The organism is Colwellia sp. 5_MG-2023 (assembly GCF_030547795.1).
GTDB lineage: Bacteria > Pseudomonadota > Gammaproteobacteria > Enterobacterales > Alteromonadaceae > Colwellia.
Genome location: NZ_JAUOPW010000003.1, coordinates 1 through 22,593, shown reverse-complemented (window position 1 = coordinate 22,593; position 22,593 = coordinate 1). Strand labels below are relative to the sequence as shown.

The 22,593-nt window shown below is 38.1% G+C and carries 14 protein-coding genes; 5 read left to right on the top strand and 9 right to left on the bottom strand.

From position 1 onward, the window contains the following. Position 1: 1 nt before the first annotated feature. The 6 genes from Q4496_RS03275 to Q4496_RS03250 form a co-directional block, all read right to left on the bottom strand. Positions 2 to 643: a hypothetical protein gene (locus Q4496_RS03275; protein ID WP_215973470.1), complete on the bottom strand. Its 642-nt coding sequence runs from the start codon at positions 641 to 643 to the stop codon at positions 2 to 4. Between the two features lie 188 nt (positions 644 to 831). Beyond that, a complete protein-coding gene (locus Q4496_RS03270) occupies positions 832 to 1,521 on the bottom strand; it encodes a PspA/IM30 family protein (protein ID WP_215973471.1) in 690 nt (229 codons plus the stop codon). Positions 1,522 to 1,577: 56 nt separating this feature from the next. Beyond that, positions 1,578 to 1,991 (bottom strand): YjfI family protein, encoded by a 414-nt coding sequence (locus Q4496_RS03265; protein ID WP_159821374.1) that lies wholly within the window; start codon positions 1,989 to 1,991, stop codon positions 1,578 to 1,580. A gap of 210 nt (positions 1,992 to 2,201) precedes the next feature. Next, complete coding sequence (locus Q4496_RS03260; protein WP_303609926.1) at positions 2,202 to 3,920, bottom strand: polyamine aminopropyltransferase; 1,719 nt, start codon at positions 3,918 to 3,920, stop codon at positions 2,202 to 2,204. A 144-nt stretch (positions 3,921 to 4,064) separates the two neighbouring features. After that, positions 4,065 to 4,967: a DUF350 domain-containing protein gene (locus Q4496_RS03255; protein ID WP_215973473.1), complete on the bottom strand. Its 903-nt coding sequence runs from the start codon at positions 4,965 to 4,967 to the stop codon at positions 4,065 to 4,067. Positions 4,968 to 4,991: 24 nt separating this feature from the next. After that, complete coding sequence (locus Q4496_RS03250; protein WP_252727532.1) at positions 4,992 to 6,008, bottom strand: hypothetical protein; 1,017 nt, start codon at positions 6,006 to 6,008, stop codon at positions 4,992 to 4,994. Positions 6,009 to 6,145: 137 nt separating this feature from the next. Between Q4496_RS03250 and glnE the strand changes: the two genes are divergently transcribed. From glnE to Q4496_RS03225, 5 genes are all read left to right on the top strand, one after another. Then, positions 6,146 to 9,061, top strand: a complete 2,916-nt coding sequence (gene glnE, locus Q4496_RS03245) for a bifunctional [glutamate--ammonia ligase]-adenylyl-L-tyrosine phosphorylase/[glutamate--ammonia-ligase] adenylyltransferase (protein WP_303609925.1) — start codon at positions 6,146 to 6,148, stop codon at positions 9,059 to 9,061. A gap of 851 nt (positions 9,062 to 9,912) precedes the next feature. After that, positions 9,913 to 11,448 carry an MBL fold metallo-hydrolase RNA specificity domain-containing protein gene (locus Q4496_RS03240; RefSeq protein ID WP_303609924.1) on the top strand — a complete coding sequence of 512 codons (1,536 nt, stop codon included), beginning with the start codon at positions 9,913 to 9,915 and terminating at the stop codon, positions 11,446 to 11,448. A 1,387-nt stretch (positions 11,449 to 12,835) separates the two neighbouring features. Further along, positions 12,836 to 16,273 carry a carboxypeptidase-like regulatory domain-containing protein gene (locus Q4496_RS03235; RefSeq protein ID WP_303609923.1) on the top strand — a complete coding sequence of 1,146 codons (3,438 nt, stop codon included), beginning with the start codon at positions 12,836 to 12,838 and terminating at the stop codon, positions 16,271 to 16,273. 156 nt (positions 16,274 to 16,429) lie between these two features. Then, a complete protein-coding gene (locus Q4496_RS03230) occupies positions 16,430 to 16,981 on the top strand; it encodes a hypothetical protein (protein ID WP_303609922.1) in 552 nt (183 codons plus the stop codon). Positions 16,982 to 17,223: 242 nt separating this feature from the next. Further along, the gene (locus Q4496_RS03225; protein ID WP_303609921.1) at positions 17,224 to 18,048 is read left to right on the top strand and encodes a tetratricopeptide repeat protein; all 825 of its coding nucleotides are present in this window, start codon (positions 17,224 to 17,226) and stop codon (positions 18,046 to 18,048) included. Positions 18,049 to 18,849: 801 nt separating this feature from the next. Here the strand turns inward: Q4496_RS03225 and Q4496_RS03220 are convergent. The 3 genes from Q4496_RS03220 to gspM form a co-directional block, all read right to left on the bottom strand. Beyond that, complete coding sequence (locus Q4496_RS03220; protein WP_303609920.1) at positions 18,850 to 20,451, bottom strand: cytochrome-c peroxidase; 1,602 nt, start codon at positions 20,449 to 20,451, stop codon at positions 18,850 to 18,852. Between the two features lie 1,072 nt (positions 20,452 to 21,523). Further along, positions 21,524 to 22,288 carry a type II secretion system protein N gene (locus Q4496_RS03215; RefSeq protein ID WP_303609919.1) on the bottom strand — a complete coding sequence of 255 codons (765 nt, stop codon included), beginning with the start codon at positions 22,286 to 22,288 and terminating at the stop codon, positions 21,524 to 21,526. 122 nt (positions 22,289 to 22,410) lie between these two features. Beyond that, positions 22,411 to 22,593, bottom strand: a 183-nt coding sequence (gene gspM, locus Q4496_RS03210) for a type II secretion system protein GspM (RefSeq protein ID WP_303555921.1), incomplete at its 5' end; no start/stop codon positions are given.

The window sequence follows — 22,593 nt, the reverse complement described above, 5'->3', positions numbered from 1 at the left end:
ATTAACTGGCAGGGTACATATCTATAATGTCAGTTAAAGGGCGATAAATAGTGAGAAAAACATCAGTATCACCATCTTGCCAAACTTCAACATCAACACCTTTACTTTGGTCTTCATTGTAAAGCGCATAAAACTCAAATTGCTCACCGCTATCTTTACCTTCATATTCACTAATGTTTTCGCTGCGATGATCTTTACGATGAAAATAACCAACTTTGGCGAAGGTACTTTGTTGGTACTGCTCGCTGCTCCAGTTGCTTGTTAAACTATTATCTGCTTTTTTCGTTAAAAAAGCTTCACCTGGCTCATCAAAAATTTCAGAAAATTCGTCTAAATCAAATAATGTTTCAACATCTTCAGGTAAAATCTTAAGGGCGAACTTTAATTCAGTCGCATCATCAACATCTAAAGATAGAAACAATAGTAGCTCATCGTTGCCTTGTAAGGTCCATTCTGTTTGAATATTATTTTCATATTCGTAACTGTTTACGGCTGTTACTTGTAGTTGTTGATTACGTAAGGTTTCGGGTAACGCAAAACTATCCGTTAAAACAATAATATCACCAACTAATAATTGATCTACGTGAGTCAGTTTACGTTGTACGGGTTTGTCTTTATTGAATATTTTTTTTAAAAAACTCATCAAATATTACCTTCTCAATTATTACTTTTAAAGAACTACTTTTTAAATCATTACCAGTTAAGTCATTACTTGTTAAATAATGACCTTAACAATTTACTCAAATTGTTTTTAGTATTTATAGCCACAATAACAAAACAGCGAGTAACGCATTCAATCGTTACTCGCTGTTATAAACGTATTGTTTATTACTATTTTTGCTTCGCTTTAATACGATCTAATACTGAATTAGCACTGCTATTTTGTGAACCAATACCTGCAGCTTTAAGTTGTGCAGCTAATGATGTGTCAGAATCTTCTGATTCAAGTACTTCAGCAGCTTTCATTTTATCATCAAATTTCTGCTGTTTAGCTTTAATACGCTCTAAAGAATCTTTAGCACTTAACAGTTTAGAATTACTTGACGAAAAGTTATCAGTAATGGCAGACGTTGCTTTTTGCACGCTTTCTGTGGTTTTTACCATAGACAATTGACGTTTGTGCTCACTTACTTGACGCTCACTTTTCTTCACCAATTCTTTTAATCTTTCAGCATTACCCGCAAAGCTATCATGTGCTTGTTGTTGTGCTGTTAAATCACTTTCTAAGGTTGATATTTTTTCAGCAACGGCTAATGCTAATGTTTCATCACCTTTTTCTAGTGCTTGAGCAACATAACCTTCATGCTCGGTAATTTCTTTTTCTAAACGCGTTACTTCACGTTGTGCTGCCATTTGTTCAGCCATAACGCCAGTTAAATCACGTTTTGCTTTGGTTAAATGATTTTCAGCATCACGAATTTCTTGTTCAAAAATACGGGTTGCATTCGCATCAATAATTGCTTCACCAGCTTCAGAAGCGCCACCACGAATTGCGGTCATAATTTTTTTAAATATACTCATTTTTTCTCTCCTAAATAAGGTAACTCTACAATGTTAATATCAACGTCATTAGTTGATTAAAGTAAGTAGTCACTCATATCATCAATAACTTCAACAGCGTTATTACTTAATACCGCCAATTCGTGTTCTATATCGTTAAAACTTGAGCCGATAGAAAGCGCGCCAAAAACCACATATTTATCACCAATTTTTGAAAAAGATGACAATGGCATAGGAATGTTCATTTCTAACATACTCTCATGCATTGCTGGAATGCTATCAGGTTTTACTTCATCAACGCCCCAAAGGTAGCTAATGCATAATACTTGATCATCAGTTACAGAAACAAAAATAGGTAACTCTTCTCTACCTAAAATAGTAATTTGTAGTACATCGACTTCACCTGAAATTGGCTGACAATCAAAGTTCATTCCAGTTTCTGAGTTGTCGCCTAAACCATTTAAATGATCGGCTATAGTATGAATATTCATGTATTTCCTATCCTCAATTTATTTTCTTGCGGCTGACATATTATGTCAACGAGGTTTAATTTATCACTTTGACATATTATGTCAAGTTGTTTTGTTTACTATTTATATCTTTTTACCATTATTATTTGGTAAAGGCTGTACAAAAACTTAACACAGCATTGAACTAAGCACTTACCTAGCGATTGTTCATAACACTATAAACACCGCCTATCATTGAATACCTTGTTGATTTGTCCAAGCTTTTTGATGAAGTTGATATAAGGTGTGGCTACCTAAAGTGTTTATAGCAATATTTTCTTCGTTTTTATAGAAGTCATTAGGAAAAACAAAGGCGGCTTTTAATATATCTAAATTAAGCCAAGTATGTTCAACTGGTAGCTTATCTAACTTATTTAGTCGTGCTAAAGGACTTGCCCCCATTTTAGTTGCAATAGTCCAGCCCCATTCGCCAAAACTTGGCACATTATCATGGTATTGTTGTACATGATTATAATCGGCGGCTTTTAAGGTTTTACCTATAGAAATAAAAGACTCTTTAGCATGGTAGGGACTTGTCGACTGGATGGCGATTATTCCATCTCCGGAAAGTAATTGTTTTAATCGAGCATAAAAATTAACTGTATACAGCTTATTTAAATCTGGGTGGCTAGGATCAGGTAAATCCACAATAATCGCATCAAATATTTGGCCAGATTTAAGTAAGGTATTAATAGTCAGAAAGGCATCACTGCGTAAAACAGTCACGCGCTCATCTTGCAAACTATTTTCATTCAAATGAGCTATTTTCCGTGCTAAGTTTGCATTTAAGTGATCTTTGGGATTCTGAAAAATATCAATTAGTTCACTATCTAAATCAATCAAGGTGACATTTTTAGGTGAATACTTCAGCACATCGCGTAGCGCCAAACCATCACCACCACCAATAATTAAAATATTATCATGACGTGCTGATCCCGCTAAAACAGGCGCAACTAAATAGTCGTGGTATATATGCTCATCAATAGAAGAAAACTGCAAACGACCATTAATATAAAAATTAATAATACTACTTTGTGTATTACCTAACGCTGAATCGGTAGTGTTTAACCCCATTTCTCGTTCAGTAAAAGTAAGCTGTTGGTAATTGGTTTTTTGAACATGCACTACTTTATCTAAATAGAGCAAACTATTCATTTGGTTGAGCCATTGATTGCCATAATTAAACATAACAACAATAAGCACAGCTAAACAAATATGGCCTACAACAAACATTTTTGGCCAATGTAAGTGTCGCCAATAGCGCATAATAAAGAATGCACCTGCAATTAAGTTTAAGCTAGCAGTTAAAGCAGCAGCTTTACTTATATCAATACTCAAGAGAAATAGAACCCAAATAGCAGCACCTAAACCAGCACCTATATAATCAGCGCCATAAATAGTACCTAGATTATTAGCAAGGTGTTGACCATGAATTTGTTCGCGTATGCGGGCAATTAATGGAATTTCCATGCCAATAAAAAAACCAACAACAACCCCAAAAAAATAAGGGCTCTTAATAGCAAGAAAGCTTAATGTGTTAAAAAGCCCACCTTGGGGCAACATATCTGGTGGCAGGGCGAACATATCAGCAATAATATGCGGTAATGTTTGGGTAATAGCGATTAATCCGCCAATAAATAAAATAGCGCTTGAGCCAAGTAAGGCAATAATTAATTCTAAATATACAAAACCATTAAAGGCGCAACGCACTTTACGAGCAGCAAAGGCGCCTAACCCCATCGACACTATCATTAAGCCAATCATGGTATAAATAGTACTTTCCATAACACCAAGCACTCTGCCAGCGTAGTGAGAAAGAAGGTACTCATAAATTAAGCCACAACCAGCAAGAATAGCCATGGTTAAAATTAATAGTATATCGTCAAGCAGGCGTGAGTCTTTTGAAAGCATATAATCAAATTCAGTAAAAATAGAAAAGGTGGTTCACAACGAAAAAGTAGCGAGTATTTGTGATTTAAATACTCGCTACTTAACGTGTTAACTAACTAATTGTTAAACGTTTTTTAGCATTCATAAGTTAGTAGATATAACGCATTAAGCCATTAACGCCGTTAATATTAACGCAATAGAAATACTGGTCGCCATTTCAATACTAGCAACACCAATATTATGTTGTTGATCCACTTCTTCTACTAAATTAATACCCCACAAGACAATGCGTTTTGCGAGCGAAGTTAACAAAGATACTAGTACCGTCATAATAAGCCCGAATACTAACCAGCCAAGTAGGTTTACCACTAAGGTATCTGGGCTATAAATAAGAAAATGGCTTGCAGCTGTTACCGCAAGTGCCGTACTAATTACTTGGCCACTGTAGCGTATCGCAAGTGCTAATTGACCTTCACTTAACGCTTCTTGTAAGCAATCTTCTTGATTGTTTTTAGCATACTTACCTTCACGAATACGCGTTACTAATACCAGCACCGCTTGTGCAACAATAAAACCACTAGTAATAGCAATAAAAGTGGCTAGGCTTAAACCGTCAACCCACAACAACACCGAGCGAATAATAATTGCGGTAGCAATAGCACCTGCCGCATCAATAATACCTATGCTAAGGTTTTGCTCTTTTATCAACTCAGTTTTATTTAAATGCTGTAAGGCAATTTTGTCTTGCACAATACGGCCCACTTTAATTAATACCAAACCGTATGTACCGTAGGCGAGCATACCGACTATTTCCATTAAATAACTAGGAGCATTTTCGCCAGTAATTGCGCCAGTTAACACAATACCTAGGGCTAAAATACTACCAGCGACACTCACACCAAAAGCAAAGTTATCTTTATGGGCTAATTCTTCAGTTGTATTAACCTGGCTGGTTAATCCTAATAAAAAGCGCATAGCACCTAAAAGCGCAATGGCAATGGTAATATCGATAGCTAAATAAATGAGGAGTTCTTGATTTACACCAACAAGCTCAATTAATGTATTCATAATATATTTCGTTCCTATTACTGGTTACTTACCACGTCGAAAACTGCGTGAAGTGTTGGTCTTTGAATTTCTAAAACTTGAGCTTTTGCTTTTATTTGAATAGCTACTTTTACTGGCAAAGCTGCTTTTTTTAGCAGTATTACTGCGAAAGCGATTAGCGCTAGTTTGTGCGGTTTTACTTTTACTTGATAAGCTCGAAGAGCCGGTACGGTTTTTACTATACGGACTCGTAAATTTTTGTCCTCTACTCGCAAATGATTTTTTAGTACGCTCATCAAGTTTAGTTTGATTATTTAACTGGCTAGGTGAGCTATAACGCGTTCTTCCATAATCATTGTAATAGCTGTAATTACGGCTTCTACCCCAATCATTATAATAAGTACGACGGCCAAGTAAGTCGCCCATCATCGAGTACATACCATACCATGCCCAAAACGACATACCATTACTGCCCGTTTGCCAGCTACCATAACTTGGGTTACCAATAAGTTGCTCACCGGTACCAAAATCTTGTGCATTATTGGCGCTTTGACTTTGTGCTTTTGATAACGAATTAACACGTGGTAATTGTCCATCAGACATATCAGCTAACACATTGAGCGGATCACTTAATGCTTCAGAAAATAATGTTGGGTCGGCCGCTTGATAAATATTAAGTAATTCATCATAAAGTGCTTGGCTTGACGCAAACATTTGTGGGGTGTTTTTTGCTGTATTTATCCGATCAAGCAAGGATAAGTACATTGGCCCTTGTACCGTGGCATCTTTTTTAAATTCATTAATTAATGCCGATAAGTTTGGTTTTATCGCCAATACTTTTTCTGCATATTGTTGAATTAAAACAGCATTACGTACCTGGCCATTTTTTAGGGCATCACCCAATTGCGCCACACGTTGCTCGGTAATCGGCAATTGTTGTAAAGCTTGTTCTTTAATTGGATCTCCACAAGCAGACAAGAATAAAATAGTGACTATAAATATAGTTTTAGTACACATATTTTTAAAAAACTGCTGAGGAAAAGAGTATTTTAGCTTTTGCATTACTGCCATCATCTCCATAAAGTGCTATGTTATTCTTAAGTTAATGTCGTATTAATAGCACTAACGACATATTATGTCTATTGTCTTAATGTTTATCTTGTATCAACTTGGTATTAGCAAAATAAAAAGGAACGCTTTTGTCACTTCTCACATTGTCTCAACTTAATGATAATAAGTTACTTGAACAGCAGCAACATAAAAGTTGGCAGCAGTTTAGCCAGCAGCACGCTGAAAGTTATCAAATACTAACACAGCAGCAGCTTGAACACTTTAAAATCGCAATTACTTTAAGTGATTTTGTATTAGCAAGTGCATTACAAGCACCTGAATTAGTATTAGACTTATTTGTAAGTAAAAGTGTTTATCTTACTTCCACTCCAGCGTACGAAACTTTATTACAAGATTTACTAATTGACTGTAAAAGTGAAGAGCAACTACATAAAATTTTAAGAAACTTTCGTTTGCAGCACATGGTTAATATTGCCATTGCAGACTTGGTATTGAACATTGATCTTGAAAAATCGTTAGAAAGATTGTCGTTACTGGCAGATGCCCTTATTCAAACAAGTTTGCATTGGTTAACTGAGTTTTGTCAGGAAAAGTGGGGTGTACCAACCAGTAATGACGGTCAGCCACAACCGCTACTTGTTTATGGTATGGGTAAACTGGGTGGGAAAGAGCTGAACTTCTCGTCTGACATCGACTTAATATTTGTTTACCCTTATAGCGGTGAAACCAAAGGCTGCCGCCGTAGCTTAGACAATCAACAGTTTTTTACTCGTTTAGCGCAAAAACTTATCACTTCACTTCATCAACAAACGGCAGACGGTTTCGTCTATCGAGTTGATATGCGATTAAGACCTTTTGGCGATAGTGGTCCACTGGTATTAACATTCAATGCCATGGAAGATTACTATCAAGAGCAAGGCCGAGACTGGGAACGTTATGCCATGTTAAAGGCAAGGGTTATTCCTAATTTAGCAAGCTCAACAATGCCAGAAGAAGATTATCATCAGCAATTAACGGCTATGTTAAAGCCTTTTGTTTATCGTCGTTATATCGATTTTAGTGTTATTGACAGTTTGCGCAAAATGAAAAGTATGATCTCGCAAGAGGTACGTCGCAAGCAATTAGTAAATAATATTAAACTCGGTGCGGGCGGTATTCGAGAAATTGAATTTATCGTTCAAGTATTTCAATTAATCCGAGGGGGCAGAGTTGAAGAATTACAGCAACGCAATTTACTCACCGTTTTACCTCAACTGGTTATTGCTGGTGAGCTAGAAGAAGACAATAAAAGAATATTACAAAATGCCTATTGCTTTTTACGTCGCGTAGAAAATATTTTACAAGCTTTAGCCGACAAACAAACACAAACGCTACCTGAGAATGACGTAGACAAACAACGACTACTTACTGTTCTTAAAATCGACACTTGGGAAGACTTTATGCATGTGCTGCAAGGGCATATGAATGATGTACACGAAACCTTCGAGCAATTAATTGGTGTTGAAAGTCCGAATCATCAAGCAGAAGATCAACATTGGAGTGTACTTTGGAATAGTCGTTGGAGTGATGAAGAATCTATCGCTTGGGTTGAACAAGAGCAAACCACACAAGATAGCGTAATATGGAATAGTGAAGCAATTTGGCGTTTATTATCAGACTTTAGAGATGATGTCAGTAAGCGCAGCATTGGCAGCCGAGGCCGACAAGTATTAGACAAACTTATTCCTTTATTGATATGTCATATTAAACAAGCCAAGCAAGCTGAATTTGTACTTGAACGAGTGTTGCACGTATTTAAAAGAATAGTAACTCGCACTGCCTATTTAGAATTGTTATTTGAAAATGAAGGCGCTCTAAAACAATTAATACACTTATGCCAAGCAAGTAGTTGGGTAACTGACTATATTGCCAAATACCCTATTTTATTAGATGAGTTGATTGACCCAACGTTACTACATAATCCGCCGCAGTTATCGACTTACGGCGTTGAGTTAAGAGAAAGTATGTTGCGTATTCCTGAAGAAGATCTTGAAGCGCAAATGGACGGCCTACGTCTTTTCAAGCAAGCACAACAATTACGTATTGCCGCCGCTGATATTGCCGGTGTTTTAGATGTGATCACTGTCAGCGATCATCTAACCGCTTTAGCTGAAGCCATTATTAATGAAGTTATAAACATTGCTTGGCAGCAAGTGGCGAACCGTTTTGGTGTACCAACCTCAACCATTGATAGTGAAAATAAAGGCTTTGGTGTTATCGCTTACGGCAAAACAGGTGGTAAAGAGTTAAGTTATGGATCAGATCTAGATTTAGTCTTTGTGCATAACAGCCCTCAAGGTGAAGAAACCACAGGGCTTGCAGGCGGTAGTAAAGTCGTTTCATCAAGTCAGTTTTATGTCAAATTTGCTCAGCGTATTATGCATATTTTTAACACCCGCATGAACAGCGGTATCCTATATGAATTAGATATGCGCTTACGTCCGTCGGGTAATGCGGGCATATTAGTCATTCATATCAATAATTTTGGTCAATATCAGCAAGAAGAAGCATGGACCTGGGAGCACCAAGCACTGGTGCGAGCTCGTATTGTTTATGGTAATAAAGCGATTATTGATACCTTTAAAACAATACGTGAAGAGGTACTAAATAAAAGCAGAGATAAGGTTAAGTTAAAAGAAGAGGTCAAAATGATGCGCGAAAAAATGCGTAATCACCTTGATAAATCGACCGATACTCACCTTGATATTAAACAAGGTGCAGGCGGTTTAGTCGACATTGAATTTATCGCACAATATCTAGTTTTAGCACACAGCTGTGAACATAAAAGTCTAACAGAGCGTTGCGACAATTTAGGTATTTTTAAGTTACTAGCAAAACTGGATATATTAACCAGTGGTGAGCAAGATATCTTAACCAGTAATTATCAACAGCTCAGACACCTAGGTCATGTCGCCACGCTACGCAATGAAAACTTACTTATTGATAAATCCTTATTACCAGAAAAAGAACAAGTGAGCGCGCTATGGCATAAGTTTATTGAATAATTTATTCGCCTAATAATAAGAGCAGGCGACTGAAGTCGCCCCTACATACGCCCTACATAAGCCGCTACATTCACCCTACATACGTCTTAACAAAAAACATTGTTAAGGTGAAGGTGAACGACATCATCGTAGAGGCGGATTTATTCGCCTAATAATAAGAGTAGGCGACTGAAGTCGCCCCTACATTCACCCTACATTCACCCTACATTCGCCTTAACAAAAAACATTGTTAAGGTGAAGGTGATCGACATCACCGTAGGGGCGAATTTATTCGCCTAATAATAAGAGCAGGCGACTGAAGTCGCCCCTACATAAGCCGCTACATTCACCCTACATAGGTCTTAACAAAAAACATTGTTAAGGTGAAGGTGAACGACATCATCGTAGGGGCGAATTTATTCGCCTAATAAGAACAGGCGACTGAAGTCGCCCCTACATTCACCCTACATATGCCTTAACAAAGAACATTGTTAGGTGAAGGTGAACAACATCACTGTAGGGGCGAATTTATTCGCCTAATAATAAGAGCAGGCGACTGAAGTCGCCCCTACATAAGCCTCTACATTCACCTTAACCAAAAACATTGTTAGACGAAGGTGATCAACATCACCGTAGGGGCGAATTTATTCGCCTAATAATAAGAGCAGGCGACTGAAGTCGCCCCTACATACGCCCTACATAAGCCTTAACAAAAAACATTGTTAAGGCGAAGGTGAACAACATCATCGTAGGGGCGAATTTATTCGCCTAATAATAAAAACAGGCGACCGTTATTCAGAATGACAACCGTCCAAGACGGTAAATATGCTAAAGATCAGCTATACTCGAAAAACATAAGCAAAGGATTATTTATGAACATTCAACATCACGGTGCGGTAAATGGTGTAACTGGCTCATGTCACCAACTGCATATCAACAAACAAAACTCACTCCTTATTGACTGTGGCTTATTTCAAGGTACAGAAAAAGATGCGGACTTTAGCCTTGAATCCAATAGCGAGGTGAACAATGCCGCACAACTTGCTATCGACTTTGACATAAGCACAGTACGGGCACTCATTGTTACCCATTGCCATATTGATCACGTTGGTCGAATACCTTATTTACTCGCGGCAGGTTTTCGTGGGCCAATATATGCCACTAAAGCGACTGCTCAATTATTACCTATGGTCATTGAAGATGCTTTAAAAGTTGGTGTTACTCGCAATAAATCAATTATTGATGCCTGCTTAAGGTTGTTAAAAACACAACTTATCCCCGTAGGTTATAAACAATGGCAAACGATAGACTTAACTAATAAAGCTGTCGCGAGTAAATTAGGCACAACCGCTAAAGTTAAATTTCAAATGGCAGGACACATTTTAGGCTCTGCTTATATAGAAGTAGAAATAGCAACACCAACAATAACCGCGACTAACCATAAACATCGCATTGTATTCTCTGGTGATTTAGGTGCGCCATATGCACCTTTATTACCAGCACCTAAAAGTCCTTACCGCGCAGACACCTTAATTATAGAATCAACCTACGGTGATAAAAACCATCAAGGTAGAAAAGCGCGTAGCCAACAATTGCAACATATTATAGAAAAAGCCGTGGCCGACAATGGTGTGGTACTTATTCCAGCCTTTAGCATTGGTAGAACACAAGAGTTATTGTACGAACTTGAAGGAATCATCTTTGAGCAACAACGCTCCCAGCAACAAAAATCTCAACAAAAAACAAAGCCAGCAGCTCAAGCCTATCAGCTGGCAACAATGTGGCAAAACATCGATATTATTGTCGACTCACCTATGGCGGCAAAATTTACTGAACAGTATCGAAACTTTAAAACCTTATGGGACAAGGAAGCGAAACGTAAACTTAAGGCTGGTCGTCATCCTTTAAACTTTGAACAGCTTTATACCGTTAATAGTCATCAAGAGCACCTTGACACTATCGCTTATCTAGCCAAAGGGCGAAATTTCACTAACCCCAAACCCGCTATTGTTATAGCCGCGAGTGGTATGTGTAGTGGTGGCAGAATAGTCAATTACCTTAAGCAGTTCTTAACTGACAGCACTACCGATGTGCTTTTTGTTGGCTATCAAGCACAAGGAACCTTGGGGCGCAGTATTCAACAATACGGGCCAACACTCGCACAGCCCAATAAACAAGGTTATGTTTATATTGATGGTAACCGGGTAACAATTAATGCCATGGTGCATACTATTAGTGGATACTCCGCCCATGCCGATCAAAATGGCCTCGTTAATTTTGTTAAGCGTATGCATCATAAACCGCAGCATATAAAAATAGTGCATGGTGACGTAAACGCGAAACAAGCGTTAGCACAAAAGTATCAACAATTATTACCAAGTGCCAAAATAGAAATTCCAACGGGCTAATTACCAACATAGTGCTCGGCTGCTAAAGCAAACTTAATTAATAAGTGCTAAAGAGTATTAGCAGAATTATAGCTAAGCACTGTTATATTATTTTTTATCGCACTTTTTATCGCACTTTTTATCGCACTTATATAAGTCTTTAGATTTAGCATTAATGATTAAGAGTAAATAAAAAAAGTAATGTTAAGCCGTCAATATAAGCACCAATATAATGCGGCAATAAAAAGCACAATTAAAGCGATAAAAACAAACTACAAAAATAAGCGACAAAACAAAAAAACTCAGCACACTACTAATGAAGTAACGCTAAAATAGCGTAAGGTAACACGCTATAATTTCATAATTTATTCGTTAAAATCACCATTAATATGAATATAACCGTTTTACCAACTCTTTTTTATCATAGTTAATTCATCAGCTGGGGTATTTTAAAATTTTTTATCAACTACATTGCTATTAATAAGCAGAGTTCAGCATTCCTCATCAACCCCACCAAAAAAATCAGTGCCGCCCTGTCGCTAGGTATAGTAGCTATAGTGAGAATAGTAGGAGTAGTAGGTGTAGTAGGTATAGCTCAGCCCAGAATAACCAGTGCTGCTGAGTGCAATCAACCAATGAATAAGGTACATAAGTTCAAATAAACAGCGATAATGTTACACACAATAAACAGTAAGGTAATAAAAGAACAAAGTTAAAGTTGAAGAATAAAGTCATAGAAAACTATGTGGGAACCAACAAAAATTTAACAAAAAAATAACATACGAAACAACAGGTAACATCTTAGGTGGAACTTTTTTCTCGTACACTGTTTAGCACACTATTACCGTGTGATTAGCTCGTTAGTTTACAACGAGTGCAATCGATTTCATCTTAAGGTTTTTTGGGGGGATTACGTGCAGCTATTGATACTAAAGGCTTGTACAGTAGTTGCTCTAGTCAATATAGACGGTTGACAAATGCTGAAATAGCAAGCTTGCACAACAAGCAATAGCCAGATCTGATCACCAGATTACAACAAATTACAATTTATAATAAATTTGTCGCTTATATATAAGAAATAATTAACTTTATGTGTTGATTATTAAAAAATATAAAGTTACTATCTTTTTGAAACATGTAGGTTGTAGGTGATATTTTGTTTTACGTATTTTGTGATTTGTTGCGTAAAGTTCAGTTTGAAGCAGAATTCCAACATGATATTGTTTCAGGTTTAAAACTATGAACAACATGTTTCTACAACAAAAAATATTTGCCAATAAAAACATGATGGCAGATACTTTTTGTGCGTAAAGCATGATAATGTTGTAAACCGAAAACACGATTTAAATGTACTCATATGTTGGCATATGAAGTATTAAAGTAATATTTAAGTGATAGGAACACTATAATGGTTAATAAAACTCAATTTTATAAAACAAAAGTAGCACTCGCTGTTGTACTAAGTTTAGGCTTAGCAGCATGTGGCGATTCAGACGGCGATGCAAATACATCAACTTCAGAAACTGTAGTTGAAGACAATGGTGGTAACACAAGTGAGCAAGCACAAGGTACAGGTACTGTACAAGGTACTGTTCTAGATACTAACGGTTTACCAGTAATGGGCGCTACAGTGTCATTAGCTGGTAGCACAGTAACAACTGATGCGAGTGGTTACTACCACTTTACTAGTGTTCCATTATCTGGTGTAGATGGTTCTAATAATACTACAAGCAATGGTTCAGCTTACACAGTTACAATTACAGGCCCAGACGGCTATGCTAGCGGTACAGTAAGTGTAACTACTAATAATATCCAGATTGATTCTGGTAACAACGGTTCTAATACTGAAGATTCTACCAATAACGGTGAGCAAATCACTTGGTTTGACGGTTTCTTAGCACAAGCAGAAACAGCTAACTTACCAATGTTCTCAGCTCAAGTAACTGGTGTTTTACGTGACTGTAACACAGGTGCTGCTTTACCAGCTGGCGTTAAAGTTGCTTTAGACTTTACTGCAGTAACTACTACAGGTACAAACGGTAATTCTAGTGTAGACCTAGGTGTTCCAACATTTACTACAGTAACTGGCGAAAATGGTACTTTCTCTTTTGATGCATTACCTACTGACTCTGATTTAACTCTAGCAGTTGAAGGTTATACTTCAGTAACAAATACTGGTACTCCTACTGAATTTGAATTAGGTGGCGTTAGCACTGTTTCTGAAGGTATCGTAAACAACCTTGGCGATATGAATGTTTGTATGATCACGTCTAACGACGATGTTGAACCATACATTGCAAGTGTAGCTGGTTCAATTGATACAATTGAAGCTGCTGATAATTATCAATATGTTGTATTAAGCAAAGGTATTGATGGTACTACAGGTATCACACTTAACTTTAACGAAGCTATGTCAGCTGCAAACTTCGACGCATCAGACGTTGTTGTTACAAAAGCAAGCGGTACAGCTTCTGCACAAATTGAATTAGATGTTGCTCTTAATACTGATGGTACACCAAATGTAACTTTAGCTGCTGACGGTATGTCGTTAACAGTTGTTCTTGCTGATGCATTAGACGATGGTCAACGTTTCTCAGTTTGGTTCCCACAATGGCAATACACTGATACTAGCGGTAACGTAATTGTTACTGGTGATGGTTCGGCTACTTCTGCTGATCCACTTGCAGATAACCTTATTATTGATGAAGGCGCTGACTTCGGTGGTAGTACTGAATTTGGTATCGCAAGTGATGTATTCTCTCAACAAACTGGTAAAATTGGTTACATCCGTACACGTCTATGTACTTATGTTCCACCATCTGAAACGCCAGAAGGTCTTACTGGTGAACAACTAGTTAAAACTTTAGATTCTTCATTATTAGCTGTTAGCCCTCTTTGGGATAACGACGGTGATGCTGGTTCTACTGTAATCTCTAACTTAAACGGTCAAGAAAATGCTGTTGCAGGTTTAGATACAGGTGAGCGTTTATTAAATCGTTTCGCTTCTACTTCTATTACTTCTATCGTTAATGATACAGCGGTAATCGTTGGCTCAGTAGAAAATGCAAGTGGTATTACAGCTACTGTAGTTTCTGGTTCTGGTACTCCAGGTACAGCAACGTTCTCTGGTAATGATTTTGAATTCCCAATTACGCAAACTGTTCACGGTGCAGAATTCTTACTTACGCCAACAGGTTCATTTGGTGTGACTGGTGATACACTTACTGTAACTGTTGAAGATAAAGTTGCTCCTACAACTATCTTACAAGAAAACTATGAATTATGGGCTCTTGAAGCTGATTACTCAGCTACAACAGCTAGCGCAGGAACTGGTGCTGCTGGTTCAGGTGGTGAAGTAACTGAAGGTAGCATTACTGGTGATGAGGGTGACCCAATCATCTACATCCAACCACGTCACTTATCGCCAACTTCAAGTTCTAACCTTTCTGAACGTTATGAAGAATTCTCTGCACTTGAATTCTCTGAAAAAATTGCAGATGGCCTTAATGATAACCCATTATATTCTGCTCCAGGCTATTCTGCTTGGACTGAACGTGGTAACAGCTTAGGTGTAGCTTTCTCAGAAACTATCGCTGTAGGTACTACTTCTCCATTAGAATCAGCGTCAGTTGACCTTACACTTACGGGTGTATTAAATGGTTTAACTACAGATATCGATGGTAACTTAATCGTAGGTACTGTTGATACTGCTGGTAACACTGTTATTCCTAAATCAGGTCAAGATTTAGCACGCTTCACTGTTGCTGATATGGTTGACTTTGCTAACAACGATCACGGTGAAGCGATTGACTTTACTAACGGTTCAATTGTTGATACTCGTGGTAACTTAGCTAATGCTAACTCAGCAGCACGTGTTGTTATTCAAGATGCAATGCCTCCGTTCGTAACAGCTGCTTACTGGGATGGTTCAAACGTTGTTATGACTTTCAACGAAACAATCGTACCTGTAGGTTCAGGTGCTAATGCTGATACATTAATCTTTAAAGATTTAACAGCAGTTGGTACTGATTACTCTGTAACACTAAGCTCTACAGCTACTTTCCCTGCGGCAGGTGCTTATAGCTTAAATACTGCTGGTAATGAGTTAACGTTAGCAGTTGATGCAACTTCTATCTCTGGTTTATTCCAAAACGGTAGTAATGATATCTTCTTGTTTGATTCAAACGGTGATAACGATGCAGAAAATCACGTAGCATTAAACTTTGATGATATTGAAGATGTACAAGGTAACAGCTGGGCAACATTTGACCGTGATGAAAATTCTGCTCTTACAGTAGATTCAGATGCTGATTCAACTAATGATCGTTTCGGTCGTTACTTAGTTGATGCGCCTCGTTTCATGGTATACAACGATGTTGGTATCTTTACTATCACTAAGCAAACAATCGGTTACTCTGATGCTAATGCTACACCTGCTGGTGATGATGATGGTATTGTAACTTTACGCTTTACATTTAGTCACCCAATTGACTTAGATGGTACAGCTATGGGTAACGCATTAGACGCTGTTGCTATTGGTGGTACTTTCTCTGGTCCAACTATGACACTTGATGAAGCTAATGCTATTTTACAATTAGATTTAGATGGCCCTGCTAACGCAACTCTTGGTCAAGCTGATTTCTTAAATGTTGGTTTAACATTCTCGGCTACATTTAGCTCAGATTACAAAACTATTCTAATTGAAACTGCTGAAGGTGGTGAAGGTACTGGTCTAGCTAATATTATTGCTGGTACATCACAAGTTGTTTTCCAAACACAGGTTGATAGTGAAATTACTGATGAGTTTTTAAACAATGAAACTTACACAGTAGTTAACTCTCAATAATTTTGGTAAATACCAAATATTAATTAGTTACAAATATTGTGAATAAAAAGGAGCCCTAGGGCTCCTTTTTTATTTATAATCTATCTACTCAGTTTTCTTATAAAACTAGCTAACTTTCTCATTATATTAATTTATAAAATTTCAAAGAGGTACACGATGAAAAAATTATTACTTTCGGCTGTTGTCAGCACAGTATTACTTAGCGCCTGTAGTGAAAATAACGACACCGCGTCTATGGACTCTGCTACGCAACAAGGCAATAGTGAAACAGTAGCTGCATTACAAAAGTCAGGTACAGGCATACAAGGCGCTTGGTCTTTTTGTCATGATAAGAAATTAGCAAAAGAAGACGTTGTTGAAAGTTGTAATTTATACGACAGCTATTTATGGCAATTTGATGACGGTGAAATCACGGTAGGCAAAGTAGCAAAACCGTTAGTCACTGAAAATTGTACAACGCAATGTTACGACGCAGCCTTAGCTGAGCTACAAGTCAAAAATTTAGCGACTGGCAGCTATACTAAAGAAGACTATGCGGTAATTATTGACATTACTGACAGTAACGATGAAGTTAATTTTCCTAAATGCCAAGTTAGATGGAATATTATCGATCAAATTGATGATCAACATCAGCAATGGCAGTTAGAAAATGTCAATTGTACAACCCCTATTTTTGACTTCACGACCTGGGTTAAAAAAATTAACTAGATTTTAGAATGGATTAATATCGAGCGTTGCTATTAACCCATTTACAGAATGACGGACTCTATCCGTCATTCTGAACAACTACCGCCACCCTGAACATTCGCTGTCATTGTGGATAACCGTCGTCATTCTAAACAATCGTCGTCATTCTGAACTTGATTCAGAATCCCAATTTACAAATGTGAGTATTTTAGCTAAAGTACTCGTCAAATAATTTTATACTTCTTACTCGTGGTACAAATACAATGCGTCAATTAAGTATTATTACGTTTCTTATGGTTTTTTCGTTCTCATTCAATGCTTTTTCACAAAGTACAGCATTCGATACAATGACAAGGTTAGCTGAGAAAGGTATTCCAACACAGCAATACAATTTAGGGTTTAGTTACTTTTATGGACAAGGCGGAGTACCACAGAATACAGAAAAAGGCTTGTTCTGGTTAAACAAAGCAGCAGAAGGTAATAGTGCAGCCGTGCATTATAAAATTGGCCGATTATATGAAACTGGTCAAATATTTAATAAAGATCTAAATAAAGCGTTTGAGTATTATTTGCTTTCAGGTCAAGGTGGCGATCCTTACGGGTTGACTAATTTATCAGTAATGTATATTGAAGGTAAAGGCGTAGAGAAAAATATTGAAGAAGGGATTAAATGGGCCGAAAAAGCGGCAAATAAAGGTTTTGTTAATGCCCAAATTAACTTAGCGTTGTTATACAGCTCTAAAGATAAAAGTTTACATAATAAAGAAAAAGCGCTTCATTGGTTTAATGAAGCCGCATCTCATGGCAGTGTTTTAGCAAAATATGAATTAGGTAAATATGAACTGCTCAATAAAAATTATGAAAAGGCGTTTGAATATTTTGATGAAGCAGTTACCGGTGGAAATACCGATGCAATGATTATGTTAGCGATGATGTTTGAACAAGGAATAGCAACTGAACAAAGTTCAGATAAAAGTTTAAAACTATTGACGCTGGCATATCAAAAAGGTAATAAAAAAGCAGGGCATTATTTGAAAGCGTTTAAAACACAAAATATTAAAAAATCGCAACCTGACTCAAGTAAGTAGCTTTAAGTGTTGATTTAATAATATTGTAATTATCATGAGTATGGATTGACCATACTCATGAATCCCCGCTAAACAACCATTGTTACCCTGAACAACCGTCGTCATCCTGAACTTGATTCAGAATCCCATTCGTTATGCTCAATAGTTGATTAACTACTATGCAACCACACGCACAAGACTCCGTATTAAGCCACCTACAAAATGACGAAGCTAGAGGCGTATGTAGGGCGTATGCAGGTGAATGTAGGGGCGACTTCAGTCGCCTGTTATTATTATTAGGCGAATAAATTCGCCCCTACGGTGATGTTGATCACCTTCGCCTCACAATGTTTTGTTAGGTCGTATGTAGGGTGTATGTAGGGGCGACTTCAGTCGCCTGTTCTCATTATTAGGCGAATAAATTCGCCCCTACGGTGATATCGATCACCTTCGCCTAACAATGTTTTGTTAGGTCGTATGTAGGGCGTATGTAGGGGCGACTTCAGTCGCCTGTTCCTATTATTAGGCGAATAAATTCGCCCCTACGGTGATGTCGTTCACCTTCGGCTCACAATGTTTTTTGTTAGGTCGTATGTAGGGTGAATGTAGGGCGTACGTAGGGGCGACTTCAGTCGCCTGTTCCTATCATTAGGCGAATAAATTCGCCTCTACGGTGATGTCGATCACCTACATACGACCTAACAATGTTCTTTGTTAAAGCGTATGTAGGGGCGACTTCAGTCGCCTGCTCTTATTATTAGGCGAATAAATTCGCCCCTACGGTGATGATAATCAATTCTTGCATTGGGTGTTTTGTATGACTTATAAATAATTACCATCTTGATCAATTGCATCTAAGCGTAAACCATCAGGGTTATTATCATTCTCATCAAGAATCCATTGGCTCATACATTCTCTGTCTTCAACACAAGGATCCGTTAATGTTTCAATAAAGGCGACTAATTCAGCAACCTCAGTATCCGTGAGTGAGATATCTTCAATACTTGGTATACCTGCAGCGCGATTTTGAACGAGTTTATCAATAGCTCGTTGAGTGAAAATAACACTATCTGTGGCATGAATTGCAGGATTTAACTGTGACCAGTCGTATTCATCTAATGCTTGTTGCGGATTTAAATGGGTACGAATAGCATGGCTAAGAGTTTTTGATGCACCAGAATGCCCCCACGGACCTGTAGCAGTAACATTGAGTAATGAAGGCGTTCTAAATGCGAACATTTCATCTTCGTTAAGGCTTTCTCTATAGCGACCAAAATCTTCAGTACCAGACTCGCCATCGCCTTTACCGCGACCCAGTTGGATCATACCAATAACATGAAAGTCTTCGTCAGTGAAAAAGTCGCCGCTGTGACATGAACTACAGTTTGCACCACCATTTTCTTGGCTATTAAAAAAGAGTTTTGCACCACGTTTGGCTGTCTCACTAATTGCGTCGTTATCACCTTGCACATATTGCTTCCAAGGTGTTTCTACAAACACTTGTGATCTTTCATATTCAGCAATGGCTTGAGCAATGTTATTGTAGGTAATTAATTCTTCTGCCGTGCCATCAGGCGCATCAAAGCCTTGTTGAAATTCTACTAACCAGTCATTTACTGCTAACATGCCCCCTAATGGGTTACCGTAATTACCAATACGTTGAGCTAAATTATCGCGAACTTCTGCGTTAGTTGTACCTTCAAAGTTAGTGTAGTTTTTCATTTCTTCGTCTGAAGTGACAGGAAACCTTGCTTGTGCGGCAACTAAATTGATACCCGCTGAGCTATCACTGGTACCAAAAGCAACATCAGGGGTGCGAATACCTAAGCCATCGTTACCGTTCTTTTTTGGCGTTTTGCCTAAACTTTCGACACGACCATCATGAAACATGTAGTTATCCCAAAGGGCAATGTTGAACGTTGTTGGTGAGTTTCTCGGTACAGTTGCAGCACCACTGTAATAATGTTCACCTGTAACACTGTGAACACGACCTGGGCCTAATAAATCAGGTTGTTCGGCATCTACACCAACAGGTAAAGCAAGATCATCACCACCACCTAACATAGGATGATGGCAGCTAACACAAGCAGAATCTAAATCGCCACCTAAGCTTTTAGTATAAAATAATTTCATACCTAATTGAGCTTGTGGGTCGTCAATGCTAGGTAGTTCTCGGTCAGTACTTGGATCACCCGTTAATTTTTGCGCAGTAATGATTTCTCTAAGTTCAGTGTCTAAGGTGATAACAGGATCTACTGGAGTATTATCATCTGTATTTGAATTATTGTCGTTACAACCAGCTAAAAATAGTGACAAGGCCAACATGATTGAACTATTTCTTAGTATTGTTTTAAAGTCCTTTTTTGGCGAGTTCGATAAAGCTGAGCTGATAAAGTGTGAATTGTTTAGTGAAAGATTACTCATTTCAATCTTCCGTGATAGATTTCGGGACATGTTATTTTTTCGCCATTTTATTTAAATTAATTCATTATTAATTTTAAAGTCGCTTAATTACCAATTTATGCTTATATAGCACTTAATTTACATGTAACTTTACTTATCAACTTTATTTATAAAGGAATGTAAACTTAAGTTTAATTGGTATAAATGCTACTTAAAATTTCAAGCAACAAAATATACGCATATTTGAAAATAACACAAGAATATTTTGTTACATTTAGCGTAGTAATGCGCCTAGGGGGCATACAATCACACGCACAAGATTCCGTATTAAGTGACCTACGGAATGACGAAGGAAGGGCGTATGTAGGGCGTATGTAGGGGCGACTTCAGTCGCCTGCTCTTATTATTAGGCGAATAAATTCGCCTCTACGGTGATGTCGATCACCTTCGCCTAACAATGTTTTTTGTTAGGGCGTATGTAGGGGCGACTTCAGTCGCCTGTTCTAATTATTAGGCGAATAAATTCGCCCCTACGATGATGTCGAGCACCTTCGCCTAACAATGTTTTTTGTTAGGTCGTATGCAGGTGAATGTAGGGGCGACTTCAGTCGCCTGTTCTAATTATTAGGCGAATAAATTCGTCCCTACGGTGATGTCGTTCACCTTCGTCTAACAATGTTTTGTTAGGTCGTATGCAGGGTGAATGTAGGGCGTATGTAGGGGCGACTTCAGTCGCCTGTTCTTATTATTAGGCGAATAAATTCGCCCCTACGGTGATGTCGAGCACCTTCGCCTAATAATATTCTTTGTTAAGGCATATGTAGGGTGAATGTAGGGCGTATGTAGGGGCTATGTAGGGGCGACTTCAGTCGCCTGTTATTATTAGGCGAATAAATTCGCCTCTACGGTGATGTTGGTCACCTTCGTCTAACAATGTTTTTTGTTAGGTCGTATGCAGGGTGAATGTAGGGCGTATGTAGGGGCGACTTCAGTCGCCTGTTCTTATTAGGCGAATAAATTCGCCCTACGATGATGTCGTTCACCTTCGTCTAGCAATGTTCTTTTTTAAGGCGTATGTAGGGTGATTAGCCAACTAAAAAACTAAACGATAACGACCACGGCTATCAGGTGTGCCTAAAAAAGGTAAGGCGTCATTAAGGGCGCTTGGAAACTTAGGGCCCGGCTTTAAATAACCTTTGCCAGAGGCTTTACCATTTTGACCAACAGATGCGGTAAAGGTTAAGCCTAAATCATTTTTTGGCGACATAACCAAAGTTAATACGCCGTTCGCGCAGCTAATGTCTGCGTTGAGTTGACCTAATGGCACTGTTTTATCTAAAGCGGTTATGCCTGCTTTCGACCATGCACCATTACCTGTTGCACTAATACATTGGTTGTTTTTAGTGAGGTCAATTTCTGCTGCAGATACGGTTAATTCAACATCACCTTGCGCTAGCATAGGTAAAGGCAGTGGTAACTGCTGTGCTACTTCGTTAGCACTTACTAGCAAGTTAAGATTTGTTAGAGCGGCTTTTTCTGAGGAAAGCGCTAAGTCAAACTTGCCTTCAGGACCTGCTTTAAATGGGTCACCAAAAGTAATGGCGAGTTTAGGCGTTAAGCTTAATAATGACCAGAAACTGACCTGTGCTTCAACCTTATCAATGGGCGCACCATTAATCTTTACTTGGTTAATACGGGTGTGCCACACACTGCCGCTCACTCCTGACAGGTAAACGCTATTCGTAACATTTTTAGGTAAGGTCACGTATTTCAGCACAACGCTGGTCGGTAATGTTGCGATTAAAAAGCCAATATAAGCGATTAAAAAAATAATCCCCATGGCAATCTTATTTCTCATTCTTGGTTTCTCATTCTTGGTTTCTCATTCTTGGTTGCTTATTTTTGGTTGCTTATTTTTGGTTGCTTATTTTTTTGGATTGCTACGCTTGGTTTATCAGTAACGGTCTTAAAGCTAATCTTTTACTGTTTACCTAGCTGCAAACGACGCACTCGTACTTCACCAGAGCTATCTCCCTGAGATAAGTCAATGGCTTGCACTTGTAACCCTTCATTATTCGCTAAGCTCTCTAACCAAAGCAGTAGTTGAGCAAACGGAACATTATCAAGCCACACCAGTAAAATATCACCTTGAGGCTGCATACG